At 57.8% G+C, this 23,859-nt stretch carries 17 protein-coding genes and 8 pseudogenes; 12 read left to right on the forward strand and 13 right to left on the reverse strand.

The features are described from left to right. Positions 1-42: 42 nt before the first annotated feature. Positions 43-651: an LppP/LprE family lipoprotein gene (locus ML_RS05440; RefSeq protein WP_010908129.1), complete on the reverse strand. Its 609-nt coding sequence runs from the start codon at positions 649-651 to the stop codon at positions 43-45. A 133-nt stretch (positions 652-784) separates the two neighbouring features. Here ML_RS05440 and ML_RS05445 point away from each other — a divergent pair. The 3 genes and pseudogenes from ML_RS05445 to ML_RS18785 all read left to right on the forward strand — a co-directional run bounded on the left by ML_RS05445 (position 785) and on the right by ML_RS18785 (position 4,426). Then, positions 785-2,521, forward strand: a pseudogene (locus ML_RS05445) (DEAD/DEAH box helicase). Then, positions 2,518-3,657: an acyltransferase family protein gene (locus tag ML_RS05450; protein ID WP_010908130.1), complete on the forward strand. Its 1,140-nt coding sequence runs from the start codon at positions 2,518-2,520 to the stop codon at positions 3,655-3,657. Before ML_RS05445 ends, ML_RS05450 begins: the two are co-directional and overlap by 4 nt. A 92-nt stretch (positions 3,658-3,749) precedes the next feature. After that, a pseudogene (locus ML_RS18785) lies at positions 3,750-4,426 on the forward strand (siderophore-interacting protein). Between the two features lie 348 nt (positions 4,427-4,774). Here ML_RS18785 and ML_RS18790 read toward each other — a convergent pair. The 5 genes and pseudogenes from ML_RS18790 to ML_RS15625 all read right to left on the reverse strand — a co-directional run bounded on the left by ML_RS18790 (position 4,775) and on the right by ML_RS15625 (position 8,552). Further along, positions 4,775-4,954 (reverse strand): PPE domain-containing protein, encoded by a 180-nt coding sequence (locus ML_RS18790; RefSeq protein ID WP_368730471.1) that lies wholly within the window; start codon positions 4,952-4,954, stop codon positions 4,775-4,777. Further along, positions 4,932-5,093: pseudogene (locus ML_RS18795) on the reverse strand (PPE domain-containing protein); the annotation flags it as partial. The gene ML_RS18790 and the pseudogene ML_RS18795, both read right to left, overlap by 23 nt. Before the next feature lie 115 nt (positions 5,094-5,208). Continuing rightward, positions 5,209-6,333 (reverse strand): annotated as a pseudogene (locus tag ML_RS05465) (cytochrome P450 family protein). Between the two features lie 10 nt (positions 6,334-6,343). Continuing rightward, complete coding sequence (locus tag ML_RS05470) at positions 6,344-7,663, reverse strand: FAD-binding oxidoreductase (protein WP_049769938.1); 1,320 nt, start codon at positions 7,661-7,663, stop codon at positions 6,344-6,346. Positions 7,664-8,174: 511 nt separating this feature from the next. Then, on the reverse strand, positions 8,175-8,552 hold the full coding sequence (locus ML_RS15625) for a hypothetical protein (RefSeq protein WP_231846748.1): 378 nt from the start codon (positions 8,550-8,552) through the stop codon (positions 8,175-8,177). Positions 8,553-9,027: 475 nt separating this feature from the next. Between ML_RS15625 and ML_RS05480 the strand changes: the two genes are divergently transcribed. Both ML_RS05480 and ML_RS05485 read left to right on the forward strand, forming a co-directional pair. Continuing rightward, positions 9,028-9,837: a uracil-DNA glycosylase gene (locus ML_RS05480; protein WP_197492540.1), complete on the forward strand. Its 810-nt coding sequence runs from the start codon at positions 9,028-9,030 to the stop codon at positions 9,835-9,837. A gap of 474 nt (positions 9,838-10,311) precedes the next feature. Beyond that, a complete protein-coding gene (locus ML_RS05485; RefSeq protein WP_010908133.1) occupies positions 10,312-10,653 on the forward strand; it encodes an LLM class oxidoreductase in 342 nt (113 codons plus the stop codon). On the opposite strand, the pseudogene ML_RS05490 reads toward ML_RS05485, so the two are convergent. Both ML_RS05490 and ML_RS05495 read right to left on the reverse strand, forming a co-directional pair. Further along, a pseudogene (locus ML_RS05490) lies at positions 10,627-11,060 on the reverse strand (HIT family protein). The gene ML_RS05485 and the pseudogene ML_RS05490 sit on opposite strands and share 27 nt — an antisense overlap. A 312-nt stretch (positions 11,061-11,372) precedes the next feature. Next, positions 11,373-11,588, reverse strand: a complete 216-nt coding sequence (locus tag ML_RS05495; protein WP_049769728.1) for a hypothetical protein — start codon at positions 11,586-11,588, stop codon at positions 11,373-11,375. A gap of 578 nt (positions 11,589-12,166) precedes the next feature. Between ML_RS05495 and ML_RS19835 the strand changes: the two are divergent. Continuing rightward, positions 12,167-13,380 (forward strand): annotated as a pseudogene (locus tag ML_RS19835) (amidase family protein); the annotation flags it as partial. A 75-nt stretch (positions 13,381-13,455) separates the two neighbouring features. Here the strand turns inward: ML_RS19835 and ML_RS05505 are convergent. Beyond that, positions 13,456-13,938, reverse strand: coding sequence for a DNA-deoxyinosine glycosylase (locus ML_RS05505; protein ID WP_231846749.1), 483 nt, complete (start codon positions 13,936-13,938; stop codon positions 13,456-13,458). A gap of 1,535 nt (positions 13,939-15,473) precedes the next feature. On the opposite strand from ML_RS05505, the pseudogene ML_RS17900 reads away from it, so the two are divergent. The 3 genes and pseudogenes from ML_RS17900 to ML_RS15635 form a co-directional block, all read left to right on the forward strand. After that, positions 15,474-16,555 (forward strand): annotated as a pseudogene (locus ML_RS17900) (adenylate cyclase regulatory domain-containing protein); the annotation flags it as partial. Positions 16,556-16,796: 241 nt separating this feature from the next. After that, complete coding sequence (locus ML_RS05515) at positions 16,797-17,000, forward strand: hypothetical protein (protein ID WP_041322607.1); 204 nt, start codon at positions 16,797-16,799, stop codon at positions 16,998-17,000. A gap of 17 nt (positions 17,001-17,017) precedes the next feature. Continuing rightward, positions 17,018-17,316 (forward strand): annotated as a pseudogene (locus tag ML_RS15635) (hypothetical protein); the annotation flags it as partial. 306 nt (positions 17,317-17,622) lie between these two features. Here the strand turns inward: ML_RS15635 and ML_RS05525 are convergent. Further along, positions 17,623-19,506 (reverse strand): ABC transporter ATP-binding protein, encoded by a 1,884-nt coding sequence (locus ML_RS05525; RefSeq protein WP_041322608.1) that lies wholly within the window; start codon positions 19,504-19,506, stop codon positions 17,623-17,625. 2 nt (positions 19,507-19,508) lie between these two features. Beyond that, complete coding sequence (locus ML_RS05530; protein WP_010908135.1) at positions 19,509-21,263, reverse strand: ABC transporter ATP-binding protein; 1,755 nt, start codon at positions 21,261-21,263, stop codon at positions 19,509-19,511. 16 nt (positions 21,264-21,279) lie between these two features. Here ML_RS05530 and ML_RS05535 point away from each other — a divergent pair, with 16 nt between their 5' ends. Genes ML_RS05535 through ML_RS05545 form a run of 3 tightly spaced genes read left to right on the forward strand, consistent with a single transcriptional unit; the run spans position 21,280 to position 22,587 of the window. Then, positions 21,280-21,459 carry a hypothetical protein gene (locus ML_RS05535; protein WP_041322610.1) on the forward strand — a complete coding sequence of 60 codons (180 nt, stop codon included), beginning with the start codon at positions 21,280-21,282 and terminating at the stop codon, positions 21,457-21,459. Then, a complete protein-coding gene (locus ML_RS05540) occupies positions 21,449-22,015 on the forward strand; it encodes a DUF3558 domain-containing protein (protein WP_010908136.1) in 567 nt (188 codons plus the stop codon). The genes ML_RS05535 and ML_RS05540 overlap by 11 nt, the downstream gene beginning before the upstream one ends. Positions 22,016-22,023: 8 nt before the next feature. Then, complete coding sequence (locus tag ML_RS05545) at positions 22,024-22,587, forward strand: DUF3558 domain-containing protein (RefSeq protein ID WP_010908137.1); 564 nt, start codon at positions 22,024-22,026, stop codon at positions 22,585-22,587. 7 nt (positions 22,588-22,594) lie between these two features. Here ML_RS05545 and ML_RS05550 read toward each other — a convergent pair whose 3' ends face one another. Then, positions 22,595-23,110 carry a SixA phosphatase family protein gene (locus tag ML_RS05550; RefSeq protein WP_041322613.1) on the reverse strand — a complete coding sequence of 172 codons (516 nt, stop codon included), beginning with the start codon at positions 23,108-23,110 and terminating at the stop codon, positions 22,595-22,597. Positions 23,111-23,506: 396 nt separating this feature from the next. Continuing rightward, entirely contained in the window at positions 23,507-23,791 is a 285-nt protein-coding gene (locus ML_RS17905; RefSeq protein WP_049769866.1) for a DUF222 domain-containing protein, read from the reverse strand. Between the last annotated feature and the right edge of the window lie 68 nt (positions 23,792-23,859).

A 23,859-nucleotide genomic window follows, 5' to 3' on the forward strand; every position in this document is an offset into this window, starting at 1 on the left:
CTGTAGGTGAGAGGGTTCGGACGGTAACGGAGTGCCGCTTGGCTAGCCGCCGGCGATGTTACTGATGAGCTCTACCGCGTTGCCGTTCCAATGGAACCTCACAGCGGTGGCTAAGCCGTCAATGCTGCTAGGGTATGTCAACGCCACCGTGTCGCCAGTGGTTTGCGCTGGGTCAATGCCGTTGAACCCGTAGGTGTCAGGAACACCTTGCGGGATGAATCGGCCAAGATGAAACAGCACAGCCCGGGTGGTGGGGTTGACCGCGTTCGTGTTGGCCTTAATGATCACCGCCGATAGCTGAGCGCACTCGTTGTAATTACCGGCCAATGGTTCTGGATTCCAGGGCTGCGCACTGCGCGGATCGCGGGGCAGCTCAGAGACCACCCTGGCGATTGTGGGTGAGGCAAGATTGACCGCGCACGGATCGTCCGGTGGTGTGTTGCTGGTGGGCGGGGCAGCTGTTGCGAATGGCGGGCTCGGTGCACTGGAGATGATGGTTGAAATGGTCCCGGTGGTGGTAGAGGGGGGCACTGGCGTCTTTGCAACCGTGGAGTCCCCGGAACTACAGCCGGTTAATGTCCCGGAGACCAACACGACAGCTGCCACGCCCAGTAGTGACTTGCGACAGGGTAGTGACCACACATCGCGCACGGTACCGCCTGCCGTCGTAAACGTTCGCAGTTGTACTGCTGATGCAGCGTGTCACGGTACGAACACGATCGCTCGCGACCCAGGCATTCGCTGCGTCCAGCTCCGCTAGGTTGGCGATCACCATTAAAACTTCATGTGCGATGGTCATCCCAGACAACCCCCCGTAGCGTCCTTTCAAACGTTTGCTGATCTGCAGATCCATCCGTGCGTCTTGTGAGGCGCTTGCCGACGTCGGCTACGAACCTCCAAACAGCTATCCACGCGGTGACGATTCTGATGCTAATAGCAAAGTCCCATTATATATTATATAGCGCAGTCCGGCACCAGCAAGACGGCGGCTTTTGCAATCCCAACCTTGTCTACAAGCAACATCACCAACAAAGCACCTCAGGTGCTTACTCGTGAGATGGCTCTGCAGGTAGCTGAGGCGTTCAGTTGCTACGGGGCCCATCTGCCGCAGATCAACAACGTGCTACCCGATACTACGGCAGGCCATTAGTATGGCGTGCAACTGGGCCGGGTTAAGACGCGGTGCGCAGGTAGTGGTCAACACCACTCAGCCGCGTCATAGACCACCTTGAACGCGGCACGCTGAACCTATCACGACTGGACTACCTGGTACTTGATGAAGACGACGAGATGCTCAATATGGGTTTCGCCGAAGACGTTGAGCATATCCTGTTCGAAACCCCGGAATACAACCAGACGGCTCTATGGTCGGCGAACATGCCGGCAGCGATCCGCAACTCACTATATAAAGTACTTACACTTAAATATAAGGTATTTACACGATCGTCTCGAAATCACGTTTGAAGCGAACACTGCTACAGCCGAGAATATTTCGCAACGCTACATTCGAGTTTTCGGTCCACGTAAGATGGGTTCACTGACCTGTATCCCAGAAGTCGAACCGTTCGAGGCGATGATCGTCTTTGTCCGCACCAAACAGGCGACTGAGGAGGTCGTCGAAAACTATGTCTCGAGGATTCTCTGCCGCAGCTGTCAACGGCGACATTCCGCAGGGACAGCGCGAGCGGACCACCATCGCCCGGCGAGAAGGCGTTTTTGATATCCTGGCTTCTACCGATGTCTCCGCGTGCAGACTGGACGTGCAAAGGATATCGCATGTGCTTAGCTACGACATTCCGCACGACACCGAGTTCTATGTACACCGGATCGGACGTACGGGTCGGGCTGGCCGCTCAGGAAAGGCGCTGTTGTTCGTTTCCCTAGGGGGACTCCCCTACTCAAGTCGATCGAAAAGGCTACTAGGCAAGCATTTACCGAGGTCAAATTGCTTACCGTTGAACATGTCAATGCACAGGGGATAGCTAAATTCAGCGATTCCATCACCAACGCGCTCGGCGGCCCGGGAATTGAGCTATTTCGTAGGTTGGTCGAGGATAACGAACGTGGGCGCAATGCCCCGATGGTTGACATCGCCGCGACGCTGGCGTTGCAGGAAGTGTTCCTGATGGTACCCAAATTGCCACTTCAGCGGCTGAAAGGTCCCGAAAGGTCCAAAAACCAACGTGCAGAACAACGTAGGGATCGTTACGGAAAGCCAAAGAGAGGAAGGTGCTTAGCATCAAATCGCATCGCCGTGGGCAAACGGTACAAGATTGGTTCTGGGACGATCGTGGGCGTCATTGCCAACAAGGGAGGTTTGTATCGTAGCGATTTTTGCCACATCACCACTGGGCCGGACTTCTCTCTGGTGGAGATGCTGGCTAAATTACCCCGAGTCACTCTGAAAAAATTTGATAAAAACTACATTTCGGGTGTGTTGCTCGACTTTCAGCCTGACCGGCTACCAGAGAGAGCCTGCGGGCGTGATGGCGGCAAACCGCGCAGAAAACACACTGGATGACGCTGTCTGAGGAAAGGGACGCCCAAAGTGGACTAAAGCAGGTCTCGCATGTGGATCGGGTAGCGTCGCTGACCGGCATCCGCGCGGTTGCCGCCCTCCTGATCGTTGGCACCCATGCGGCGTACACCACCGGCAAGTACACCCACGGCTATTGGGGCCTGGTCGGTGCCCGCTTGGAGATCGGCGTCCCGATCTTCTTTGCGCTATCCGGCTTCTTGTTATTCAGCCCGTGGGTGAAGTCGGCCGCCACTGGCAGTCCGCCGCCTTCGGTGAGCCGTTACGCGTGGCACCGGGTTAGGCGCATCATGCCTGCTTACGTGATCACCGTGTTGTTCGCCTACGCCCTGTATCACTTCCGCGCAGCGGGGCCGAATCCTGGACACAGCTGGATGGGATTGGTCCGCAACCTCACGCTGACGCAGATTTACACCGACGGCTACCTGGGTTCGTATCTGCACCAGGGCCTCACTCAGATGTGGAGCCTTGCGGTGGAGGTCGCTTTCTATGTGGCGCTACCCCTGCTGGCATATCTGTTGCTGGTGTTGCTCTGTCAGCGGCGATGGCAGCCAAGGTTAGTGTTGGTTGTTCTTGCGGGGATGTTGTTGATTAGTCCGGGATGGTTGATCCTGGTGCACCCCGATCACTGGTTTCCAGACGGCGCTCGGCTGTGGTTGCCGACCTACCTGGCCTGGTTCCTCGGAGGAATGATACTGGCTGTGCTGCAGGTGATGGGCGTGCGCTGCTACGCATTCGGGGCCATACCGCTGGCGATTATCTGCTATTTTATCGTGTCGACGCCTATCGCGGGCGCGCCAACCACATCGCCGGCATCGTTGGGGGAGGCGTTGATAAAAGTGGGCTTCTACGCCGCGATCGCCACGTTGGCAGTGGCGCCTTTAACGCTAGGTGATCTGGGATGGTATTCGTGGCTGTTGTCCAGCAGGCCGATGGTGTGGCTGGGCGAAATTTCTTACGAAATTTTTCTGATCCATCTGGTGACGATGGAGTTCGCGATGGTTTATGTGGTCCAAGACCACGTTTACACCGGGTCGATGCTGAACCTCATCGTTGCTACGCTGGTGCTGACGATTCCCTTGGCCTGGCTGCTGCACCGCTGCACGCGGATGCGAAGCTAGATTAGGCTTCCTTGCTTAAGGTTAGCAGTTGGCGATGAAGGATATTAAGAACTATGACCGAACTTAGACCGTCGCCGGGCTAGCAGGGCGCAGTGCTGAAGCTCTTGCGTGTTGGCGACTACCAACTTAACGTGACTGGACTGACCGCGAGATTGGCCCGCGTTACCTGAGGTTGAGCTTCGGTGACGGCAAGATGTTCGTCGAGCATTCCGTGTGTCCCCACGATAGGGATATCCGGATGTGGTTCGCCGACGGGCATCAACGCTGTTACACGCTGGTCAATCTCAATCCGGTTTCTGGTACCGTGTATATCGAGTTTGCGCTGCAAGGCGGTTACGCGTCGGATTGAGTAAGAGCTGTACAGCCCGGCGACACCATCGGCGCGGGATGGGTACGGGGTAGCCAATTCGTCTTCCCTGAGCCGTTTCTGACTAGGTACGTCATCATGGGCGATATCACGATTGCCCACGATCAACTTTCTGTCTGACTCCATCGGGGATTCCCTTGCATCCGTGTTTCTCGAAACTTGCTGCGATGATGACGAATGCCTGACGGTGGTGCGCAGTAGCCGGTGTTACCTGGGTGGACGGCAAGAACGGCGGCGGCCAGTTGTTCGAAATCATGCGGTAGGCGGTGTTCGATGCGAGCGATCACTTTGGCTGGATGGCTTGTGACACCTGTACCACGCGGTTAGTCGTCAAAGTGCTGCGGCAGGATTTTCGCATACCGCAAAAAATCCATTAAGATGCAAGCTTATTGGGTGGCCTGATCTGATCTTGCGGGACGCACAAGCTAGATCCACAGTTCAGCCATTGTCGTGTCGGAAAGTACCCCGGGTGTCGACATATGCACCCAGGCCGAGTGGCTAGAGGGCGATGACACGGAGCCCTGGTACATCGCTACTTCGGGCTGGCATGACCCTGAGTGGGGTGTTATGCGCATTCTTATTTTGGAGTAGACTTCCTCTGAGTTTTGGAGGGCGAGCCCACCCGCGGTGCCTCTGCTTTTGGCGGCGGGGTTGGCCTTGGCATCCAACCCCCGGCGGGTCGCTCCGGTTGTGGCGCGGTTATCGGTGGTGGCTCGCTCTCTGTCCCGGGCAGACCAGGAAGTCACTGCATCAAGATAAGTTCAGTGGTGACAGCTTCGACCAGGCCTGAGAGGCGCCGGTGTGGTAACAGTGCGTTGTGTTCACATCCTGGGCCCACATCTTTTCGTACCCGGACTCGATGGCCATCAGCATCTGGACGTTTTGCCCGAAGATATTTGCTATGCGCCAAAAATGACAGCAGAGCCCGATTAGTTGTTACCAGTGGAGGTTGTGTCGTGGCAGCCAACGCCGATTCGAAAGCCCCTACCACCGCCGCGACTTGCGAGGCAGCCTGCTCGGCATGGCTAGTCGACGCAAAAGAGCTTGTTGCCCTGTCGATCTCGTTCATACCAATCGATGTCAGATCACTCTGGGGTAAAGGTTCTCGGGTCGAGTATCTGATCGGTGGCAACCTTGGTGCTTCTGGCTGCCAACAAGTCTCTGCCTTTTTACCGGACCCGCTATTACGGCTGCACGGTAATCGGCACCGTCAGCAGGGGTCGTATGTAACTTGCCGCCAGCCCACGCGATGCTGGACTCGTCGACCTCGAAGTCGGGGTAACGGGCCAGTAGCTCGGTCAGCCGAACCTCGGCGTTGCATACGGGTCACCTTGGCGCCCAGGTATGTGCGCCGTGGCTGAAGATCAGGATGTTGGGTGGTCACCAGGTTACGTCCAGCTAGCTGGCGGCGGCTGTATTAGCGTTCATCCCGCTTGGCCTGCCCGTAGCGCATTAGCACCCTGCGACCGGGCGAGACAGTGGTGTGGCCGATAGCGACATCTCGTGTGGTGTGGTGCGCATCAGTCCCCGGACGGATGACGTCAGCCTCAGCAGTATCCTTAACGGCATCTAGCCGCCGAGCATGCCAGTGACGGTGTTGTTTCCGCCGGTGGCTATCGGTGAATGTGCAAGCCAGCATCGACAGTGTGTTGGCCCCGGCCGTGGTCAAGTGCTAGATGGTGTCGTCTTCGGGTTCGCTTCGGCGCCGTTCGATCAGCCTGGTGAAGTAGGCTAGCATCGACTCGACCGCATAGCCTGCAACGTCCAGCTCGTTGGTGATGCCGCCGGCGTCGGCCGTGTTGGCCGCCACGATGGCCGGGGCCAGCCGTCGAATTGTGATCGGACTTTTTCGGGGAAACCGAAATAGTGCGCCACCACCATCGGCGGCAGTGGTTTGAAAAGTTCGGTGACGATGTCTACGCTGCCCTTAGCGCGCAGCTGCTCGATGTGCTCGACGACGAAGTGACGCACTTTTGGCTCGACCACGTTGGTTTGTCGCGGGGTGAATCTGCGCGACACCAGTTTGCGGCACTTGGTCTAAACTGGCTGGTCTTGCATAACCATCGGCGGGTTATCTTGCAGCCCAATCAGTTCCATGTCGCTGTAATTGACGGTGAGTCTCTGTGCAGAGGATAACTTCGCATGGCCATCGACCAGACGTCGGCGTGCCGGGGCAGCACGTAGTAGTCGTCCTCGGGCTGGTTTGCGGGGACGACGTGGTGCACCGCCTCGTGGTCTCGTAGGGTTCGGTACATCGACCAGGGATTGGGCCAGATGTCGGCAGTGGTGAACCGGAACCTGTGAGACATCACGCGCAGGTCAGATCGCCGCGCCGGGATTCAGGATGCCATAGGGGTCCAATGCGTGCTTGATGCGCTGGTTTAGCTCCATCACGTCGGGCCCGAGATAGTCGTCCAGCCATGGTCGTTTCAACCGGCCGACGCCGTGCTCACCGGTGATGGTGCCACCGAGGCCGACGGCCATGTCCATGATTTCTCCGAACGCGCGATGGGCGCGTTCCGTCATCGTGGCATCGGCGGGGTTGTACACGATCAGCGGGTGGGTGTTGCCGTCACCGGCATGCGCGATCACCGAAATCATCAGGTTGCGCTCGGTGGAGATGTGAGCGATCCCAGTAACTAACTTGCCCAGCGCCGGCAGCGGCACTCCGACGTCTTCGAGCAACAGTGAGCCCTTGCTTTCGACCGCCGGAATGCAAAACCGTCGGGCGGCAACAAACGCCTCGCCCTCGTCTGGATCGTTCGTGGACGATACTTGTGTTGCACCGTTTTCGGCAAACACAGCCCCGATCAGTTTGGCTTCGTCGGTGCCTGCGTGCCCAAGTTCGTCGGAGCCTGCCACTAGCATGGCGGCTGCCTCGCGGTCCAGGCCCATTCGGAAGGTGTCCTCGACGGCATTGATTGCCACCGAATCCATAAATTCGAGCATTGCGGGACGCAGACGAGCAGCGACTCCCAACACTGCATCGACAGCTGCCTGGACCGAAGCGAAGGTGGCCACCACGATGCTTGACGTGTTTTGGGTGGGCAACAGCCGCAGCGTCACTTCCGTGATGATGCCCAGCGTGCCTTCGCTGCCAACGAAGAGCTTTGTTAGGCTCAGTCCTGCAACGTCCTTGAGCCGCGGACCACCTAACCGAACCGCGGTGCCGTCGGCCAACACCACCTGGATGCCCAGCACATAGTCGCCTGTGACGCCGTACTTCACACAGCACAGTCCGCCGGCATTGGTGGCGACGTTGCCACCAATGCTGCATATCTCGAACGACGACGGATCGGGTGGATACCACAGCCCGTGTTCGGCGGCAGCCTTCTTTACCTCCGCGTTGAACAGGCCGGGCTGACAAACCGCGGTGCGGGTGACTGGATCTACCGTGATGTCGCGCATCTTTTCCGTCGACAGCACGATCCCGTCATCCAGTGCAGTAGCGCCGCCCGACAGGCCGCTGCCGGCTCCCCGGGCCACCACCGGCACCCGGTTAGCGCTGGCCCAGCGTAATACGGTCTGCACCTCGTCAGTGCGTCGTGGCTGAACCACGGCCAGCGGTTTGCCTGCCGACGGGTCCAAGGCGCGGTCATGCCGGTAGCCGTCGGTGACGGCCGAATCAGTGACTACCATCCCGTCGGGCAGACCGGCGATAAGGCTGGTCAGAACACCCACGCTTCGATCCTACGGGGCCGGGATCGACGACCAACTCTGGTGCGTGGTCTAGCTCGCGCAGCTACGGCCACCTGACACAGACAAGCCTGATTAACACGGATTGGGTAGCGCCAACGCCAAAAGCGCTGCTCGCAATCCGGAGAGTCGGTCAATTAACCGGCTAGCGGCAGGCTCAACGGGCCCAGCGACACGAACGGCACCGTCACCACCCCGACCACCCGGTCACGAAAATGGAAAAAAATTTAATGTGGCCCCCCGGGTTTGCATCATCTTAATTGTAGATTGGCGCCATCAGCTCATCGAGCAGGCCAATCAGCGCGACTTGATAGGTCACGGTGGCAGGAACGTGATTAACACCATCGCCGAACTGAAGGTCCGGATTGCTGTGAGCATGATCGCGCGCCGGCGCGCGTGTTTATTACGCTACGGCGTAGCCGGGCGTGCTGACCACACTACTTGCCGTAGAATGCTATACAATACCTACCTTAGCTGTTGCGGCTGATGTCGGGTCGGTGAAGTATTTCGGAAGTAGCATGCTTTCCATCGACCGGTACAGTGCGGTGATGGCCAGGTCGATCATTGCCAGTGTGTGCAAGACCCGCAGACTCCACATGAAACGCAGCCTGGTGGCGATTCCGGATACCAGCCCCTGCGGTCGGGTCGCGTGGTGCTGCTTACCGGCGCCTTCGAGCCGCAACGTGGTGATCATCAGACCGCCGACGCCCGGTTCGACCGGTCCGACCACAAACGCCAGGTCGAGGATCGCTTCGTAAGCGTAGTCGGCTCGGTCCAATGAGCAACCCGCCCGGGTGGCGTTCTTGGGTAGTGTTGGCTGGCGAGCCGTCACCTCTGTGGGGTTGAATTAGAGCTGAGAGCGCAGCCAGCACCGCAACGTTGACTGCTTGGTCGCCAAAAAAGCCGACGCCAATCGCGGGACGTCAGCTATTGCTGCGCCAGACAACGCATCGGAGACTAATTGACACCCGGCGGCGTCCAAAATAGTTGACTGCGGTGTCGGCTATCAGCGTTGAGACGAGCAAGGGCAGTGTGGTTGATCCGGTTATGATCGACGCGACCCGTGCGCTGTTTCCGCGTTGTAAACATCAGTCAGGGGAAGGCAATGATGGAAATGTCATCATCCGCGCACACCACATCACGCGGCGGACAGGATCAGGTTGGTAACGCCGGGCTGCGGCTGTTGTTTCTCGTGCAGGGTTGCATTAGCGTGCGAGGCCGCACGCGGAGCAACCGAATTTCAGGCCCCTTTAAAGCAAATTAGGGCTTGTTCGTTGCCCCATGCGGCTGAGTGGTTCGATGTTCGTGTGTTCATCCATCCAGGTACTGGTCAGGTGTTCGGTTCTCCTGTCGGGCCTGGAACCGGCTGGCCGGGCGATCTGGCCACACCGCGGACTCCGGTTGCCGCCGACGCCGAGCAGGTTTTGGTGTTATCGGGCGGAGCCGGCTCGATTCCCGAACTCAATGCACAGATCAGCGTGTGCCGAGCCTGCCCAAGGTTGGTTGACTGGCGTGAGGAGGTCGCGGTCGTCAAACGCCGAGCCTTCGCCGACCAGCCGTATTGGGGGCGGCCGGTGCCGGGCTGGGGATCGGAGCAGCCGCGGCTGTTGATCGTAGGGCTGGCGCCCGCCGCGCACGGCGCCAACCGGACTGGGCGGATGTTCACCGGAGATCGTTCTGGGGACCAGTTGTATGCGGCTTTGCACCGGGCTGGGTTGGTGAACTTGCCGATCAGCATGGACGCAGCAGATGGTTTGCAGGCCAACCAGATTCGGATAACTGCACCGGTACGGTGCGCGCCGCCGGGCAACGCTCCGACGCAGGCGGAGTGGGTTACCTGCTCGCCCTGGCTGGAGGCCGAATGGCGGTTGGTGTCCGAGTACGTTCGGGCAATCGTCGCCCTGGGTGGATTTGCCTGGCAGATCGTGCTTCGGCTACCGGGCGTATCCGCAATGCGCAAGCCGCGGTTCAGCCACGGTGTTGTAGCGCAACTGTACGCCGGTGTGCGTTTGCTAGGTTGTTACCATCCTAGCCAGCAGAATATGTTCACCGGTAGGTTGACGCCGGCAATGCTCGACGACATTTTCCGTGACGCCAAGAAGCTAGCTGGGATTTAGTGACACGGCCGAAGTGATGGTTGTTTGATAACCGTACTGAGGCCATAATTATGCTCAAGCATAAAAACTGTAAGCTGTGCTAATTTTTTTGGCATGTCGTCGCTAAGGCTTACATGTCACGGTCGTCGATCTCCATACCTTGCGGCTAGTCTTTGGTGTTGTTCACGTTTGTGTTTCGATATTTGTGCTACGTGCTCCCGCTTTGACTCGGTCGCATATGCACGCTAAAATCCGACGCCGCAGGCTAATGGTGTCGGCACACTGCATTTCTGTCTACAAACATTCGTAACGGTCACCCATCGTCGCAGTTCAAGGCGTAAATCAACGTTGTAGGACGACTTACATTCGGTTTAGTGACAAGGCCGAAGACGGTTTTAATATGCGGCGTCAGTACCGTCGGTACTGACGCCGCATATTAGCTTGGGCGGCAGGGTTGTTCGCTCGCATGCCAAGCGTTAGAGCGAAGGGTGAGGTGTGCTCGCAGAGAACATTCTTATGGCCGGGGGCGTTGACTCCATCGGGCGTATTTCCGTCCTTGATCTCGTTCCGGTGCGCACAGACCAGTCGTCCAGGCATGCACTGGTGGCTACCGTGCAGCTGACGCAGACCGCGAACCAGCGGAATTTCAGTAGTCGCCTGGTAGTCGAAGACTACAGCATGTTGTCTGTTGGTGCCACCAGCCCGCCGGTACTGATTACCTACCTGGCTGTGCAGACCACTCGCATCGAACTGCTTGGCAACCTTGGAGCCGTTAGCGAAAGAGCTTCTTTTAATTATACTCGCTCAGTCTCACGGGCTCGCATCGATTTGGGCTAGGGTTTCCCGCAGGATTCGACCCTTCGTTTCCCGGTCCGGGTCCCGGAGCAGCACCATCCCTTTGGGGACCGATAGTTTGTCGTCGTTGCGGCGCGGAAGCACGTGCAGATGAATATGAAAGAAAGATCGTCTGAAAGGCGACTCGGCCATCGTTGATCGCGATGTTCGTCGCGTCAGCCAGTTCTGTCGCGCGGGCGGCCTGCGCGATCCGTTGAACCGATAGCGATCATCTTGATTAACGTCTCCGGTGTGGTGTCAATAAGGTCTACGGTATGTTGTTTGGGCAGCACCAGGGTGTGGCCACGGGTGAATGGGCGGATGTCCAGGATCGCTAGGTAGTCGTCGTCTTCGTAGATCCGAACAGCCGGAGCTTTCCCGGCGGGGATCGCACAGAACACGCAGGACATGTCTCTACGGTACTAGTTTGCTCAGGCGACCACTTCCTGCAGGCCGATGGCGATCGCCTCGATTGTCCGATTAAGGTACTGCACGGGTGGTGCCGAAGTTCAGCCGCGTGAATTCGGTGCCTGCCGTGGTGTCGAATGGATTAGCGTTCGCAACGCCAATGCTCGGCAGGTTGAGGCCGCAAGAAGTCCACCAGGATAGGTAGGTGCCCTACGGGGTGTTAATTTCACTCCGGAGACCAACTCCGGCAGTGTCCGCACTAGGTGGTCGCAATTCGCTCGCAGGTAATTGCTCAGCTCGTCTAGCCACGGCACTCAAGGTTGGTAGGCCGCGATGCCAGCATGGATGCCAACGGTGGATGTGCCCATTTTGTGCAGCGTGTTGATCCAGTTCCATTTTGGGGTGTCTTGACTGTTGGACAGGATTACCTGAGCGCATATCAGGCCGGGAAAGTTCTGCCTTTGGCAGGTCGATACCAGCGTGACCATCGTTTCGGCGGCTGTGTAGGACATCGGGGTGGCGGCGTCCATAAATTAGCGCTTCCCCCGCACGAATGCGGCCTCAAGAGTGTTTGGGTCAAGAACGTAGCGTCCTGAATCTCGCTGCACTGTTGGGATTTCCGCTCGCTGGTGGCCAGTGAGTTGCAGGACGCTGAGGAGCGGCATGTAGGCAAGCACAGGCAACGTGACCGTACTTTCTGGGCAAGTGAGTGAAGTTGAAACGACTTCCATTCCCTTAAGGACATCGGTCACCGACACGGATCCAGTCGGGTTGGACGTGTCAGCCGTAACGTTGCCGGCACCAGCCGGCGGTCGTCCTCGTCACGGTGTCTTAGCTGAACAGTGGGTAACTGAACCCCTCGTTCTCAACACAAGCTAGTGCCCCTTCGAGCATCGCCGGTGCCGTGAGATAGTCCATCTCCACCACCCATAGCGGCAACACATCGGGACCGAAGCTGCTTCTCGGTCGACAGATTAAAGATGTTGTCGTACAGGTCAGTAGTCTGTATCTACTTGGCTTTTGCTGTCGCGTACCAGCCACCCAACGTGGCTGCTCCTGTTATCCACGCTGGATATGCACCACGTCGCCACGCTAGACATTCGTGGGTCGCTTAAGCCAGCCCGATATGCTGCCGCTGCTCGGCGTGCCGGTCGCGGTCAAAGTCGGTGTTGACGTCGCCGGCGAGGTAACGACGTACGGCAGCGGCGGTCACCATTCGGAGGTGATCTTCGACGTAGAAGTGGTCCGTCGGCTGCGCGCGGTGGGTGCGGTCATTATCGGCAAAACCGCTGTGCCTGAGTTGATGATGCTGTACGCCGAATCGCTGATCTCCGGGGCCAATCCGAAGCCCGTGGGATCCTGTGCGCACGGTGAGCGGCCACAGCGGCGGTAGTGCCGCCGCTGTGGCCGCCGGGTTGGTTCCGCTGGTAACTGGGTACGAAGGCAGTGGGTTGATTCGTATCCTGTTAATCTTGTGTGGCGTGTTCGGCCTGAAACTGCAACGCGATCGGCTTTCATTAGAGCAGCACGACCAGGCGTGGTATGGACTCAGCGTCGATGGTCCGATTACGCGGTTGGTGATGGACGCAACGTTGTTCCTTGACGCGCCGACAACGGTACCTGGTACCGAAGTCGAGTTCATGCCTACTGCAGCGTGCACTATCGATAAGCTACGAATTGCCTTATATAACCAAGGTTCTGACGCTGCCCGTTAGGGTTGGGCTGGAAGAACTAGGCAGTGATCGGCCAGGTCGGTGCATTGTTTCGCGAGCTGAGACACGACGTTGACATACGCGCCTACAAATATCCGCGGCCCGCGTGCTATGCGAACTATTTGCCTCGGTGCCTGCTTGCGTGGCATTAGCGATGACGCGGATGCGCAGGCTCACCCCCGACCAGGCTCGAAGCACGCATCTGGGTGCTGGCTAGCTTTGGATTATTTTTCTCAGACTGGCGAATAGCAGCCATTCGCGCTGGAGAAGCGGTGCTGAGGCGCCGGATCCAGTCGCTCTTCGACGACGTCGATGTCGTCGTCATCCCTGTGGCATTGATTGCCGACGTACCATCCCGTGTCGGCTCCTACCAGCGCCGTGGCTCACGGCCCATACTTGCTATTATTAGCGTAACAAATTCCATGCTACCCGATCTGGAATTTGACCGGTCAACCTGCCACGGCCATCCCTTGAGATTTGGATGGTGAAGGTCTACCGATGTCAGTGCAGTTCTTCGGGCGTCCGTACGTTGAAGCGACGCTGTTGTCTGTCGTTGTCCGCCCAGGTCAAGGCCGCATGACCGTGGGCCCACTGGCGACCTACGGTGTAATTAAGAGGCGCGAATTTGTTAGCGTCGATCCGTTGTCCCCGGCTGCATGGTGCTCACGATCAATACGATTACTCGTCAGGTGGCCGGTTGGTCTCTGGCGGCATGACGTGAGCCGTGTTGGTTGATGGCAGCCGCTGGTACTGGATCTGCCAGCCTGGCTAGATGGTGGTCCGCAAGTCTGTAGTACAGTTTGGCAGCCTTGGCGCTGTTGAAGTATACGAACGTGGTGGTGGAATAGTCGGTAAACAGTTCGGAAAAATTGTTGATCGCCAATCTTTTCGGTTCAATCGCGGAGTCCGTGTTGCCGACGCAATGACAGCTGTACAGTACAACCCAAAGAGCGACGCCGTAGGCTAACGAGGCCGCCAGTCGATCGTCATATTGCGCGTTTAATTCGAAGCCGAAAAATTCATTGGTAATTGACCAGAACGCATTTTCCGGATTGGCATAGTATTGCTGTTTCGCTAGTGAGTGAGCGCTCGGGCATGCGCCTAGGATCAATACTCTGGAGCCGGCGCCGATGACTGGCGGGCATCTCTGCATCAATAGTAAGGTCATGTGATGTCAAAGAGAGTTGGTGTGGAAGCCAACTGGGCAGATCATATCGATTTCTTGCCCCCAAACTTGGGGGCAAGGCAGAAACCCGCTCTAGCGCCAATCAATTCCACTACTGGCACGGAGTATCCATGAGAATACCGACTGCTTGCTTGCCTTTAACACCGCTGTATGTTTAAGGGTTGTAGCCCCATAACATGTCGAAAGAACCGTCGCATGCTGTCCACAAGGCTTCGTCGCCGAGTTTTCACAACGGTCCCGCCGTGACAGCCGGGCCGGTAGGACGCATAGCGATTTGCGCTGATCATGTATTTGACGAGTGCCGGTTACATGGCGGACCCGCCATCATCCTGGTTCAGTATTATTAAATCTCGGTAGTCGATTTTGCCGGCCTGGTCTGCCCGTCGGATATACCTCTAGTCGATCTCGGTGAGTTGACTTTGTTACCGGGTCTAGTGGATGCGAATGCGTATCTGTGCTTGGACCCCCACCGGTCCACCTTCAAGTTTTGGCTAGCGACCCAGCTGAAGTGCTGCTGTGGGCGGGCACGATGGCATGCTGAGGTCGTGTTAACTGCAGGCATTACTACAATTCGCGATCTGGGAGACCGCGACTTTGTTGTTGCGGGGTGAATGCCGGAAGGAAGTCATGGTGGGGCCGGAACTGGTGGTTGCTGTGTTATCATTGAGATTGACTCGCACCGGCGGTAATTGCTGGTACCTCGGTGGTGAGGCTGCTAGCGCGAGGTGCATCATTAGATGCGGTGCAGGAGTGGACCGCATGGGGGAGTGGATCAAGGTAATGGCCACCGGCGGATTCACCTAGCTCGGCACCCCTCCTTGGCGGCTGCGGTATGATCGTGAGTAATTGGCCGCGATGGTTGAGGTAGGCTCATCGGGTCGGATTACCGGTGACTTTACACGCCACCGCTGGGATCGCCGAAGCGTTCGCCGCGGGTGTGGATAGGATCGAGCACTGCAACGTTTTTTAGCGAAAATGATGTCGTCGCTAGCCTGGACGTCATTGCAGCCATCATCACCCAGGAGGTGTGGTGTGACGCTTGCTGGTGTGCACCCGGGGTATAGCAGAAAACATCGTGTCAATCGGGCGGTTACCTGCTGAAACACCGGCCAGCTCATGGATTCCTGTGCGCATGTAGCCTTGTCTACCGATGCTGGTGTCAGTCCTGAAAAACCCCATAACATGTTGCCTCAAAATCTGGCGGATCTGTCCCGACCTGGCAGAGGTGCTGACTTGAGTTATGGCCGCTGCTAGATGTGGGCTGGGCCACCGTAAAGGTCGTAGCGCACCGGGTTATGACGTTGATCTGTTGGCGGTTGCCTACGGTGTAGGCGACTACGACCTACGCTGGGCTGTACGACGTCAAAGCCACCTGGCACAGTGGAACCCAGGTGCCGTTGCACCCATTGGATGGTAGTTACAGCACACCAGCTCGTCGCGCTGATCAAGTCGTACGATTGTGCGTTGTCGTTATACGTTGACAGGGGTGGACGACACGGTTGCTCAGAACATCGAGGATCTGCTCGTCGGTTTGGCAAGCGCCGGGCCGAGTCAACCGAGTGTATATTACTGTCAGCGCGATCAGGCCGACAAGCCCGCCGCTACTAATAGCTACCCGGCCACCTTGTTGGGGATGACGGCACCTACGTTTCGGCGCGCGAGATCAGCGAGCGGCACAATAGTTGACTTGGTGTTGCTATAGCGTGTGCAGCGCGCCATCAGACTCGTCAGCATGAATGATCTCGATGCAGCCGTGCACATGTGCGCAGACGGTGAGGTGGCCGCACATGGACAGCGGTTCATTGAGCTTGGGCTGGATCCCGATCACGTTGTGCTCAACGTGCGGATCTTCCTGAGGGGCCTGTCACATGCTGCCGAAGTGATGCGTTACAATGCCTTGGCTGCGATCATGTACTCAGAAATCACGAAGCTAGAGATTGCCACAAGGTTGCGAGAGCTGTTTAGCTGGGTCGTGCCGATGCTCGGCCCGATGGTTCAGGACATACATGTTCATGCAGTTGTGGAACATGATGAAGACTGAAGCGGTCAGTGCGGGGAGCGAGTTGCTGTAACCCCACTGCCGTATGCGCGTCGGGTGACTGTCGCTTGCTGCCGATCTCGTTGGTTTTACCCGACTGTATGAGGTGGTTACAGGAGAGGAGCTGGGGAAACTCACCGGTAGACGGGGTGAGCTCGCGCGTAATCTGACAGTCCTGCCGGTGCGCTACATCAAAACGATTGGCGACGCAGTGATGTTCGTCTACCCCGATCTGGTGCCGTGACTGGATGTGGTGCTGAAGCTATCAGCACCGACAACTACTTGCCTCGATTGTGCGCGGGAGTGGCCTCCGGGGTGGTGGTGAGCAGGGCCGACGATTGGTTTGGTAGTCCGGTAAAATATGACGAACTGGGTCACTGGGGTGGAATGGCTGGGTATCGTGCTGGTTGCAGAGCCGCGACATTTCACTGTTCATACGCCGGTCTAAGTCTCCTCATGGGCATCAAGAGTGAGGTCACACTCTTTCGAGTCCGGCGAGGGCGATGGATTCGACAAGTCGGACCTGCCTCAGATCCGTTCCCAGCGCCTCCTAAAACGCCCTACACGTCGCTGACTTGCTTAGCTTGGCGTGACCAAAAGATTGCTGTGGCGAACGACTAGCTGGTTGATTCGGCGTACAAGTAGGCCAGGCCCGGAGCGCCTCTGGGGACGTCTGACTGCCATCCTGCATTAGTCCTATACGGCCGGTTCTCTCCCGTTTTTCGGCACTTTGGATGGGTTGCTTCTAAGTCTGCTTTGCTACCAAAGAATGCAACATCACGCCCCTGATAGCAACGCTTTTATGTATGCACTGAGCGCACTCGTTCGTGCTGACTGCCGAACAACCGGGCTACTCATTGGTGTGGTGGCCGGTGCGCTGGTCGAGCTGTGGGTTATTCTGCTGCTGCGACTGGTTTCGGGCGGCAGTTTCACCGGTGCCGAGACATTGGCGCTGGCAACGGTTTTATGTTCGCCGTCGGTGACCGCAACGTTGCTACGGATATAACACGTAATGATGTAATTATGAAGCAATATCGCACGCATGGGCGCCGATATGGTTGCCCTGGGGCTAGCAGCAGGCTACGCAACCCGATGCCAGCAGCGTGGTGGAATGGTTCGCTGGCCGCCTTCCCGATGACTAGTTAGACGGCGATCCCATGGTCATCGTCGACCGCGAAGAGATCACGGTCATCGGCAAGTGCCCTGAACCCGAGAGCCCAGGCAAGGAAGAAAGCGAGGTCCGCATGGAAGGTCGGGTCTCGTGATTCTGAGGAGAGACCTGGTCAGAACGGATGAGGATCACCGATGAAGCTCAGGAGCGACGCCTATACCCACTGCGCGGGAAGGAGATGGTTCATCCGCAAACTAGCTCACTCCTAACTGCGTTGAGAGAGTATGCTGAGACAGCAGGACAATATTTTCGGGCAATACGCTCCGTGGATCGCAGAGTTTGACGTCGAATACGAGGGCTACTGGGCGAAGGAAGGACGTCGCGGTGAGGTTAGCTTATTACCTGATGGTCTCTAAGGCGTTGAATTCGATGATTCAGTGAAATTCGTTGACGTCGGTCGTCACCGCATCCGTGTTGGTCTCGTAGGCCACCTCGGTTTAGCTGGCTAAGGTCGCACTTAAGCTTGGGTCATCCGGTAATACGCCCCTCGCCGGGCCAGCAGCTTGGCGTGGCTGCCTTGCTCAACGATCTTGCCAGCCGCTACCACCAGGATGTGATCCGCATCGCGGATAGTTGGAAGATGGTGTGCGATAATAAAACTTGTTCGATCCTGGAGAAGATCGTGGGTGGCGCGCGCAATCAGGGCCTCGGTGCGGGTATCGATTGAGCTGGTTGCTTCGTCCAGGATCAATAGCTGTGGCCGGGCCAGGAATGCGCGTGCGATGGTGATGAGTTGCTTCTCGCCGGCGCTGATGTTGTCACCGTCTCCGCTAACCCGGGTCTGGTAGCCGGCCGACAGGGTGTGTACAAACCGGTCTACATAGGCTGCCTTGGCGGCTTCCATCACCTCGTCTTCGCTGGCCTGCGGTCGTCCGTAGGCAATGTTTTCAGCGATCGTCCCGTCGAACAGCCAGGCGTCTTGCAGCACCATGCCGATTCGTGATCGCAGCGCATGTCTGCTCACCGTAGTGATATCGACCCCGTCGATCAGGATTTGGCCAGAATCCACATCGTAGAACCGCATGAGCAGGTTCACTAAGGTGGTTTTACCCGCTCCGGTCGGTCCGACGATCGCTACCGTGCTGCCCGGTTCGACCACCATTGATAGGTCGTCGATCACCGGGGTGCCCGTGCGATACGCGAAGCTCACCTGCTGAAACTCCACGCGCCCGTTAATGCGTGGCACCTGACCATGGGGTGGCGGCAAAGCTAGCATAGGGTCTGGCAGTTCCTCGGGCTCGTCTAGCAGGTCGAAAACCCTCTCAGCACTGGCCAACCCGGATTGCAGGGTATTATATATCCCCGCCACCTGGCTCAGCGGCATATTGAACTGCCGGACATATTGAATGAAGGCCTGGATATTGCCAAGCGTGATGTGTCCAGTGGCTACCTGTAGGCCTCCCAGCGCAGCGACCACAACGTATCCCAAGTTGCTAATGAACATCGTAGCCGGTGACACCAGACCGGAGAAGAACTGGGCGCTGAAACTAGCCTGGTAGACGTCATTGTTGACGTTGCGGAACTGTTCTCGCGCTGCGGTCTGGTGGCCGAACGTCTTGACCACTGTTAACCCGCTGTAGGTCTCTTCGATATGGGCGTTGAGACGTCCGGCGCTCGTCCACTGAGCCACGAACAGCTGCTGCGAACGTTGCGCTATCGCTCGTGTGGCTAGTAGCGACATAGGCACTGTCAGCAACGCAACTAGCGCCAGCAACGGCGAGACCGACACCATCACTACCAGCACCGCCACCACTGTCAAAAGCGACGTCAACAGCTGGCTGAGTGTTATCGACAGTGATGATTGAAGATTGTCGATATCGTTGGTGACCCGGCTCAGTAGTTCACCGCGCTGCCGTGTGTCGCAGTAGGACAGCGGCAGCCGGTGCACTTTGTCTTCGACGTCGGACCGTAGCGCGAACATGATGCGCTGCACGGTGACGTTGAGTAACCGGGCTTGTGCCCAAGTCAGCAGTGTGTAAACCAAATACAGAGACAGCGCCAGTCCCAGAGTTCTGCCCACCGCAACGAAGTCCACACCTTGGCCTGGGACCAGGTTCATCCCCGACAGTAAGTCGGCTAAGGCATTGTCACCACGGGTCCGGGCTGCAGCGACAGCCTGCGTTTTGCTGATTCCCTTAGGTAGCTGTCGCCCGATGACGCCGTTGAAGAGTAGGTCGGTGGTGTGACCGAGGACCCACGGAACGATGATCCCGATCGCTGTGCCGGTGATGCCGAGTGTTATCACCGTGAGGCTTAACCGACGTTGTGGCACTAGCTGTTTCAGCAAACGCCGAATTGTACAATAGAAGTCGCAGGACCGAGTGGCCGGGGCAGTGGCCATGGTCACTGCGAATCTCTGACGCCGCCACCGAACGACTGCGAGTAGGCAAACTCCGCATAGATAGTGCAGTCAGCCAACAGCGACTCATGGGTGCCCGAACCCGCCAGTTTCCCGTCGTCGACAACGATCACTTGGTCAGCCTGTGCCGCAGTAGAAATTCGCTGTGTAACAACGATAATTGTGACGTCACGGAACATCTCGCGCAGCGATTTGCTGACCCGTGAGTCGGTGTGTACGTCGAGTGCGGAGAACGCGTCGTCGAACAGATAGATAGTCGGATGACGAATGATGGCCCGCGCAATTGCCAACCGTTGCCGTTGCCCACCAGAGAAGTTGATTCCGCCTTGGGCGACCCGCATGTGTAGCCCGTCGTTGTGTGCCCGGATGAATTCTTCGGCGTCGGCCATGTGCAGTGCTTCCCACATTTGGTCGTCAGTGATCACCTGCCCGGGGGTCGCGCCGTAGCGTAGGTTGTCGGCGACGGTGCCGGAGAACAGGTAGCAACGTTGCGGTACCAGCCCGATTACCGACCAGAGCCGTTCGGCGTTGTAGTTACGGACATCAACCTCGTCGACCAGGACCGCGCCGGCGGTCACGTCATACAGCCGGCAGATTAGCGCCACCAGCGTCGACTTGCCCGAACCGGTGCTACCGACCACTGCTGTCGTGGTACCCGGCAGCGCAGTAAACGAGATATCTTGTAGCGCTGGATGATTGGTTCCAGGATAGGTGAACGTAACGCCGTCCAGGCGCACCACGCCGGTAACTTTACCGCGCGGGATGTGAGGGCATGGTGGGTTGCCAACGGCGGGGCGGGTGGACAATACTTCGGTGATTCGTTGTGCACACACCGATGCGCGGGGCAACACCACCAATGCCATGGTCGCCATCAATACCGCCATCAGGATTTGGGTGAAGTAGGTCAGGAAGGCGGCCAGCGAACCGATTTGCATCTGGCCGCTGTCTATGCGCAGCCCGCCGAACCAGATCAACGCGACACTGGACACATTGATAGTCAGCGCGGTGGTTGGCAGCATCAGCGCTTGCCAGTTACCTGCGTTGAGAGCGGCGTTCGAGAGCGCGATATTGGCCCGCTCAAACCTGTTGCGCTCAAAGGATTCACGGGTGAAAGCCCGGATCACTCTGATGCCGGCCAACTGGTCGCGCATTACGCGATTGATGTCGTCGATCAAACTTTGCATGCTGCGGAAGAGCGGTAGCATATGCGAAATAATCCAGTAGTTCGTTACCGCCAGGATCGGGACGCTGACCAGCAACAGCCAGGTCAGCGCAGCCTCCTGGTAAATAGCCATGACGATGCCGCCGATGCACATGATCGGTGGGGTCACCAGCACGGTGCCGGATATCTGAACCAAGTACTGGATCTGCCGGACATCGTTAGTGGTTCGAGTCAACAATGTCGGGGCCCCGAATCGCGCGGTTTCTCGTTCGGAGAACGTGGTGATGTGATCGAACATCGCCGAGCGCAGGTCACGACCAAAACTCATTCCGGTCCGCGAGCCGAAATAGACCGCTCCGACCGAGCACAACGCCTGCAATCCGGTGACAGCCAGCATCACTATGCCGAGCCTGACGATGATTGCGGTGTTGCCTTTGGAGACGCCGTCGTCGATGATTGCCGCGTTGATCGTCGGGAGGTACAGCGATGCCAGGGTGCTGACCAGCTGCAGCACCATTAGCACCGCGACTAGTCGGCGGTACGGTCGGATGTACTGACGCAGCAGTGCCAGGAGCATTTGGTAACTGTCGCACATGACACGCGTTCGAGTCGCCACCGCCGCCAGATGGTTCGGTGCTGACGACGCCGTTGCGAAGGAGATGGAAATGCCTGATCAGGTGGTGTGTCGGTGGTTGACTCGCTGGGCTGACGTTACAGTGCATCCTGTGGACCAGCAGCAGGCTCAGCAAGAGGGCAGCCGCAGTGCGATGTGACGTGAGGGCGTTGGCCCTGGCGGCTCGGGGGTTGATAGAGCTGATGATTGTGATTCCGATGGTTGCGGGGTGCTCCAATGCAGGCTCTAACAAGTCGGTCGGGACGATATCGTCGACGCCTGGGAATACGGAGGGCCATCATGGCCCAATGTTCCCGCGATGCGGGGGTATCAGCGATCAGACGATGTCGCAGCTAACGAAGGTTACCGGGTTGACGAACACCGCCCGGAATTCGGTGGGTTGCCAGTGGCTGGCCGGTGGCGGTATCGTTGGCCCGCACTTTTCGTTTTCATGGTATCGCGGCAGCCCGATTGGGCGTGAACGCAAGACCGAGGAGCTGTCACGGGCGAGCGTTGACGATATCAATATCAACGGCCACAGCGGTTTCATAGCGGTCGGAAACGAGCCCAGCTTGGGCGATTCGCTCTGCGAAGTTGGAATCCAGTTCCAGGATGACTTCATCGAATGGTCGGTCAGTTTCAGCCAAAAGCCATTCCCGTCGCCATGCGGCATCGCTAAGGAACTGACTCGCCAGTCGATTGCTAACTCGAAATGATGGAGCGGATGCGTCTCAGCGTGCGGGGTAGGCGAAGCGTTTTTGCCGGTGTCGCTGTGCTGGTTAGTGCGGCGCTGGTCGTGACCGGTTGTTCCAGGTCAATTGGAGGTACGGCGGTCAAAGCGGGCTCCCATGACGTCCCACGCAACAATAATTCCCAGCAGCAATACCCGAACCTACTCAAGGAGTGCGAGGTGCTGACCACCGACATCCTAGCTAAGACGGTGGGTGCTGATTCGCTTGACATTCAGAGTACGTTTGTCGGCGCCATCTGCCGATGGCAGGCAGCCAATCCGGCGAGTCTGATCGACATCACCCGGTTTTGGTTCGAACAGGGCAGCCTCGCCAACGAGCGCAAGGTGGCTGACTTCTTGAAGTACAAGGTTGAGAACCGTTCGATCGCGGGTGTGGATTCGATTGTGATGCGCCCGGATGACCCGAATGGTGCGTGCGGTGTCGCCAGCGATGCGGCGGGAGTGGTCGGTTGGTGGATCAATCCTCAGGCATCCGGTATTGATGCCTGTGGGCAGGCCATCAAGCTTATGGAGTTAACGCTGGCTACCAACTCCTAAACTAAGTTCAGCGCGGTACGTGGAAGGCGACCAGCTCTGCACTCTCTAGTTCGAGGTGTTGCCAGCGACCAGCTACATTGAGCACTGCGATCCCTGACGTCGGGAATTTCGTCGAAATGCGTTGGGCGGCGTCATTGTTGGTCCCCGAGCCGGTCAGGGCGAGCGCTACGGCAGATATCGTTGGTTCATGGCTGACGATGAGTGACGTGGTGACCTCGTCGCTAATCGCCTTGATCTCCTTGATCACTGTGTCTGGGTCGGCCCTGTAGAGTCGCTCGGTGTAGCGTACTGGGGCCTCGATGCCGCTGTGTGTCAAGGTCTCCCGGGCGCGCATAGCCGTTGAACACAGCACTTTTTCTATAGCAGGCACGTTGGTGCGAAGCCAACCACCTGCCAGGCTAGCTTCCCTGACCCCGCGGGGTGCTAGCCTCCGGTCATGGTCGGCTATGTGGTCTGGGAAACCCCGTGGGTACGACGACTTCGCATGCCGCATCAACACCAGACAGCGGTATTCGTCCTTCATCCAGCTCACGTTACTCATCACGGAAGTGGGATTCGCTATGCTGTGTTGTCGTTTCCGTCGTGCAGGAGTTTTCGGGGTGTCAGAAGGTGTTGGTTTTGGGTTGGTCGTGGTCTAAGTGGGGGGTGGGATTCATTGGATTGGGTGTTGCTGTTGGTGTGTTTTCGTGTGGTTCAGCCGCTGGGTTTGGGAGGTGGTGTTGGGGGCCGCGGCCAAACGGTCAGGTTGTTGATGTTGGTGGTGCGGTAGGTGGTTGTAAGCGGTGATGTGGTGAACTTCCCAGTAGTAGTAGTAGTCGGGTACGGTGTATCCCGGCGCGGTGCAGTCACGGTCCTTGGCGTACAACAGCGATTCGATGTGCCGGGGGCTAGTCGCTTGGTGTGGTAGATCGCCAGGGCTTTAGGTCTTTATTGAATGATGGCGGGCCTGCTGTGTCAGGTGTATCACGTTACTCATGGGTAAGCTGCTGCCGCAGCCGGTGAGTACCTTGTCGGCGGTGTCCTCCAGCTCACTCAGTGTCGTTGTGACGATGATGGATTCCGGTAGCATGTTGTGCTGGAGCAATTTTTCCGACTCCAGCGGGGCGTGCAACGCGGTATCGATCCCATCATGATTATGATGCGTGGGGTCTCGGGTGTTTTTGTTGATGTCCTGTTTAGCGGTGGTGGCCAGTTTGGGTAGCACCGCTTCATAAAGTGGTGCGTAATTCGGGGGTGGTCACGCCGCGCAGCGCCGATATGCTGTTGGCTTCT

It is taken from the genome of Mycobacterium leprae TN, assembly GCF_000195855.1.
GTDB classification, from domain to species: Bacteria; Actinomycetota; Actinomycetes; order Mycobacteriales; family Mycobacteriaceae; genus Mycobacterium; species Mycobacterium leprae.